The 3,700-nt window shown below is 22.3% G+C and carries 4 protein-coding genes and 1 pseudogene; 3 read left to right on the top strand and 2 right to left on the bottom strand.

Features of this window, described 5'->3' with window-relative positions; translation table 11 throughout:
• Positions 1 to 258 (bottom strand): hypothetical protein (locus tag ACERKK_RS12130; protein WP_373773337.1); only part of this gene is annotated, 258 nt, incomplete at its 3' end.
• Positions 259 to 375: 117 nt separating this feature from the next.
• The gene (locus ACERKK_RS12125; protein WP_373773336.1) at positions 376 to 1,251 is read right to left on the bottom strand and encodes an RluA family pseudouridine synthase; all 876 of its coding nucleotides are present in this window, start codon (positions 1,249 to 1,251) and stop codon (positions 376 to 378) included.
• Positions 1,252 to 1,361: 110 nt separating this feature from the next.
• On the opposite strand from ACERKK_RS12125, the gene ACERKK_RS12120 reads away from it, so the two are divergent.
• From ACERKK_RS12120 to ACERKK_RS12110, 3 genes and pseudogenes are all read left to right on the top strand, one after another.
• On the top strand, positions 1,362 to 2,162 hold the full coding sequence (locus ACERKK_RS12120; RefSeq protein ID WP_373773335.1) for an HDOD domain-containing protein: 801 nt from the start codon (positions 1,362 to 1,364) through the stop codon (positions 2,160 to 2,162).
• Between the two features lie 21 nt (positions 2,163 to 2,183).
• Positions 2,184 to 3,320, top strand: a complete 1,137-nt coding sequence (locus ACERKK_RS12115) for a PleD family two-component system response regulator (RefSeq protein ID WP_373773334.1) — start codon at positions 2,184 to 2,186, stop codon at positions 3,318 to 3,320.
• Positions 3,321 to 3,329: 9 nt separating this feature from the next.
• Positions 3,330 to 3,700 (top strand): annotated as a pseudogene (locus tag ACERKK_RS12110) (hypothetical protein); the annotation flags it as partial.

Raw genomic sequence — 3,700 nt, 5'->3', positions numbered from 1 at the left:
AGCTTTTTTTACTACTGTTTTTTTTGGAGCTTTTTTCTTTGTAACTTTTTTAGTCACTTTCTTTGTAACTTTTTTCTTTTCAGATTTCTTTTTAGCAACTTTTTTATTTTCTTTTTTTGCCGCTTTTTTCTTATCCGCTTTTTTAGCTACTTTCTTTTTGTCAGCTTTTTTAGCAATTTTTTTTGCTACTTTTTTCTTTTCTAATTTCTTAGCTGCTTTTTTCTTATTAGCTTTTAATTCTTTTTCTTTTTTAGACATTATGTCTCCTTAAATTTGATATGTGGGCATGATAACACTTTTTATTTATAATGTCAATAAAATATAACCTTTTTTAATAAGAAAACCATAATTTAATAATTTAAGAACATAAAAAGTTTACAATTGTTGTTTTGAGCAGAACTTATAAACTACATTTAAATACTCAAATTCTAAATAGTTTGCTTGCAACAGTAATCTTTTATTTCCTGTTAATTTAATTCTATCTTTTTCATTTATTTCTTTTTTTAATATTAAATCAGCAATTTTTTCATCAACTCCATAAATTGGATCACCAATAATTGAATGATTAATTGAATCTAAATGCACTCTAATTTGATGTTGTCTTCCTGTAAGTGGAATTACTTCAACTAAAGTTTGATTTTTTTCTTTATCGTAAAATAATGGCTTTACTAAAGTTTGAGAATCTTTACCATTTACATCTACTTTCATTTTTAGTTTTATTAAACCTGTATCATTTGTTATAGGAGTTGAGATTTCAATCTCTTTTTTTATTTCATTTCTAACAATTGCAATATATTTTTTTATATATTGTTTTTCTTCAAACATATTTTTTAAAATCATTTCACTATATTTATTTTTTGATACCATAATTAAACCTGATGTTTCTTTATCAATTCTATGCACTAAACTTGCATTTTCACCAAATTGATATCTTATTTCATCAAGTAAAGTATAATCTTTTGATAATAAAGTAGGGTGAACCATAAGACCAGATGGTTTATCAAATATGGCGAAATGCTCAGTTTGAAATAGTGGTTTTAGATTTTTTGTTATTGCTTCAAATAGAGTTATTTTTATAAAACCATCTTTTAGTGTTTGAGACTTTTGTAAGCGTTTATTAATTTGATCGGTTATTTTGCCTTTTGCTAAAAGTTTAAGTGCTAGAGTTTTATTTATCTTTACATCTTCTTCTAGAAAATGTTCAATTTTTTTGCCTTTTATTGTTTTGAATTCTTTTAATACATATGGCAATTTTAATCCTTATTTAATTTTATAAAAAGGATTATACAATATTAAATTTAATTCATATAATTATGTTCTTATGTTAAAATATATTAAAATAAAATACAAAATGTGGATAAATGCTTGATATAAATGAAAGAATAGATAAATTACCTCCTTTACCAAATATTATTTTTAAACTACAATATATACAAAATAGTAATGACCATGATCATAAAAAGATTTTAGAATTAATAGAAAAAGATTCTTTTATAAGTACAAAAATTTTGCAAATGGCAAATTCTAAACTTTTTGGCTTTAATAATTCTGTTAAAACAGTAAGTAAAGCACTCAATTTATATGGAACTACTTTTACAATTGATATTGCACTATCAGAGCTAATTAAAAATAGTATAAAAGTCGATTTAGATATTTATAATATTCAAGCAAAAAGATTTTTTGACTTATCAGATTATTCATGTAGACTTATGTTAGATTGGCTTGATAAAGAAGATATAAAATTAAAAAAAAGACTAATTTTCCCTTGTTTAATACATGAAATCGGAAAGTTTATAATTTCAAGTTCGCTAAATAAAAATGAAAAAAAAGAGTTTTTACAATTAAGTAAAGAATCAAGTGATATTTCATCTTTAGAAAGAAAATTCACAGGATATAGTTCTAGTGAAGTTACATCATTATTACTTAAAAAATGGGATTTTGATAAACTATTATGTGAAGATGTTTTTTACATTGATTCAGCTATTAATACAAAAGTATCTTTGATTTTAAATGTAATAAAAGCAATATTTAATGTAAACAATCCTTTATCAAAACAAAGTATTTTTTTAGGAATAGAAAAAGCAAAACAGTACTCTTTAGACGATATAAAATTACAAAAATGTATTGAAAAAATATTAATAAATTCAATGCCAAAAAATTAAAAAATTACCTTAGGAAATATTATGGAAAATATGGAACATATTGTTCAACTAAAAAAAATAGCACAAGATTTTAATATTTTATTTGTTGAAGATAGTAAGGCTTTACAAACACAAGTTGCAAAATTTTTAAATAAACTTTTTAAAAATGTTTATATTGCATCAGATGGAAAAGAAGGAATAGAAGCTTTTAAAAAATATAAACCTGATATTATCTTAACTGATTTGACAATGCCAAATATGAATGGGCATGAAATGATAAGAGAAATAAAAAAGATTGATGCGGATATTTCTATTATAATTTTATCAGCACATTCTGATAGTGAAACTTTAATGAAGTCATTTCATATTGGTGTTAATGATTTTATTGCAAAACCTGTAAACGCAGTTAAAATGATTGCTGTATTTTTAAAAGTATTATCAAATATAAAAAGAAAAGAAAAACAAATTGAAACATTACTTTCTAATCATAATAAAGAAGATGCAGATGCCTTAAGTTTTATTCTTGAAAGTGGTATGAGTATTGATATTTTAAACCATTATAGAGGTGTCCCAATTATAAATAGTGGTAAGGTTATTAGTTCAAATGAAGATGAGATTATTTTAAAAACTACATATATTCAAATTCAAGCAATAAAACATGAAAAAAGTACTATATTAGATTCTTCATTAATAGCTGAGGATTTAGAGTGTGAATTAATTTCTATTGATATAGATAATTATGAAGTAAAATTAAAAAAGAAACGATTATTTTATCCTGAGATAAAAAATAGAGAAGAGTTAAAACTAGAACCTGGAAAAAACTTTAAAGCTTTTTTTGAAAAAACAGAAGCAAGATTATTAATTGAAGTAAAAGATTTATCTATAAAAGAGATATCTTTTTGTATTGAAGATGAATCATTAAATTTAAAAAAACATGATTTAGTAAAATTATCAATTGTTTTTGATGATATTGAACGATTAGCAAATGAAAAATTTAATACTGTCAAAGATATTACATTTGAATGTAGAATTTATAAAATTCAAAAAATAGGTGAAGAACAACATATTATTGCTTTTATTCAAGAAAATAAAGAGATTAATACAATCTTACATAAATATATTTATAATAGAGAAATAGAATTAATAGAAGAGTTTAAAACTAAATACCAGTATGAATAAGGATTCCTTATGAATTTTAAATTTAAAAAAAATAATGTAATTTTAATGGGTTTAGTTTTAATTATATTATTAACACTCTCAATGATTTATTATAAAAATAGAGTTTATAATATTAATAAACAATTATTTAATAATACAATCTATCAAGAAGCAAAAACTCATTTTAATAATTTAAAAGTATTTAGAGCATGGAATGCTTCTTATGGAGGTGTTTATGTAAAAGCTGAAAATAATAATATCAAAGCAAATGAATATCTTACAAATAATCATTTATATACAAAAGATAATGAACTTTTAGTAAAAATAAATCCTGCATGGATGACAAGACAAGTATCTGAACTTATAAATAAACATAGCCAATACTCTTATAGTATTACAAG

Source organism: Poseidonibacter sp., assembly GCF_041821165.1.
GTDB lineage: Bacteria > Campylobacterota > Campylobacteria > Campylobacterales > Arcobacteraceae > Poseidonibacter.
The sequence above is the reverse complement of the archived record's forward strand: the minus strand, read 5'-3'. Positions and strand labels throughout refer to the sequence as shown.

What these genes read in the sequence shown, in the direction of transcription:
- ACERKK_RS12115 (WP_373773334.1), top strand. Translation starts at nt 2,184, where the DNA reads ATGGAAAATATGGAACATATTGTTCAACTAAAAAAAATAGCACAAGAT.
- ACERKK_RS12120 (WP_373773335.1), top strand. Translation starts at nt 1,362, where the DNA reads ATGCTTGATATAAATGAAAGAATAGATAAATTACCTCCTTTACCAAAT.